The organism is Haloferax profundi (assembly GCF_001469865.1).
Lineage (GTDB): Archaea > Halobacteriota > Halobacteria > Halobacteriales > Haloferacaceae > Haloferax > Haloferax profundi.
This window is the reverse complement of record NZ_LOPV01000485.1, coordinates 1-1,780: the sequence shown is the minus strand read 5'-3', so window position 1 is coordinate 1,780 and position 1,780 is coordinate 1. Positions and strand designations below refer to the sequence as shown.

General features: G+C 57.1%; 1 protein-coding gene and 1 pseudogene. Both read left to right on the top strand.

The genetic code is table 11. The annotated features are described in order from the left end of the window. A pseudogene (locus AUR66_RS22810) lies at positions 1-530 on the top strand (hypothetical protein); the annotation flags it as partial. Positions 531-532: 2 nt separating this feature from the next. Beyond that, positions 533-1,780: VirB4 family type IV secretion system protein (locus AUR66_RS15810; protein WP_058573215.1), on the top strand; the 1,248-nt coding region annotated here is incomplete at its 3' end.

Here is a 1,780-nt window from a genome sequence, read left to right as displayed (position 1 = left end):
CTGCCCGGCCAGTTGAACCTGATCGAATCACCGCTGGCTATCGTGCACGGCTAGACGATTCGGACGTCATCGACAACCCAGCTCTTGGAGACATAATTCGTGTCTATCGTGAGCGGTTCCCGGCGGAGTTCGAGAGCCGTGGAACCTGTGTCCGGGAGTATCACATCCTCATCCCCGTCAGCATCCGTGAGGTACAACTCGCTGACCGTGGTGCACTGGCGAAACTGTGTGAAGTCCCCGTAATTGGTGGCTTCATTCGGGTGTTTGGAGCCGAAAGCACTCAGCTCACACACGAGGAGATCCGCGAGCGACAAAAAGAAGAACTGGGACGTCGCCTCCGTGCGCTCGAGAGCGGTATCCGTGACCTCGAAGGCTGTGACGCTGAACGTGTTTCGGCCGACGAACTCTCGGCACTGCTCGAAGAGTACTGGAGTGGCGAACGCACCCACTACGGACCGAGTGAGGGCCAACGAAATGAGCGGGTCCGTTCGATTCCCGTCGTGACTGGTGACGACACGGGGAGGTTCTGAAAATGCTCAAAACCCTCATCGAGCGGTTCACCAGTCTCGAAGCCAACGACACTGAGGGCGACCAGATTCGAGTGCATGCCCAAAACGTTGCGCCCTCTAGCATCAAACTCGAATCCGACATCACACAGACGGGTGACCGCTGGGCGAAGACACTGTTCTTCGCAGACTTCCCAGCAGCGGCAACGCCCGGGTTACTCGATATGCTCACGACACACCCGAGTGCTGACATCGATATCTCCATTCACGCCAGTCCTCGTGAGTCGGAGCAGGCAATCAAGCAATTCGAGCGTGCAATCACGGATCTCGATGCAACAAGGCGAGAGAAAGAACAGCGTGGCGGTGCGTCACTGGGGGCGACCCAACGCCGACTCCAAGAGCACAAAGAGGTCCTTGCCCAACTCACCGATGGCTCACAGCGGGTCTTCGAAGTCGCGGTCTACCTCACTATTCGTGGGGATACGAACAAGGAGGTCAAAGAGACAACCACCCGACTCCAGTCGGAGTTGATGAAGAAGCGTCTGGTCACAAAGTCGGTTGACTACACTCAGGACGAGGGCCTTGTGAGCAACAGTCCGATTGCGAAGGACACGCTCCGACAGACAACACCGATGTTGGGCAAAGCCGCTGGTGCGTTGTTCCCCTTCTCTGCGAGTACTCTTATCGAAGAAAGTGGTGTACTTGTCGGCTACCACGCCACGACCGACGCCCCGGTTGTCATGGACCGATTCGACCGGCAGAACGGCTACAATATCCTCACCGCAGCGAAGATTGGGTCAGGAAAATCGTTCGGGACGAAACTCTTGAATCTGCGCCAACTCGCAAAGGATCCCGACACGATCCTCATCATGATCGACCCACTGGAGGGCTTCCGCAGTCTCTCCGATGCCCTCGATGGCGAACACATCGTGGTTGGTGGGTCACGAGGATTGAACCCACTCGAAATCAGGGAGACACCAGCACATGTCCTGCGTGACGTCCCTGACATCGACCCATTCAGTCAGCGCTTCAGTAGCGTCATGGGCTTCTTCGATACGTTCTTCGCTCACGTCGGCAACGGCCTCGACAAGAAAGAACGCGCTGTCCTTGGGACCACTGTTCGAGAAGCTTATCGCCGCAATGGAATCACGTCAGACCCCTCGACACACGGTAATGCGAGTCCGACGATTCGCGATGTGATTTCGATTCTCGCCGAGATTGCAGAGGACGCAGCAGCGTTCCTCGACTCGGTCGATACAGACGCGGCTGACCCA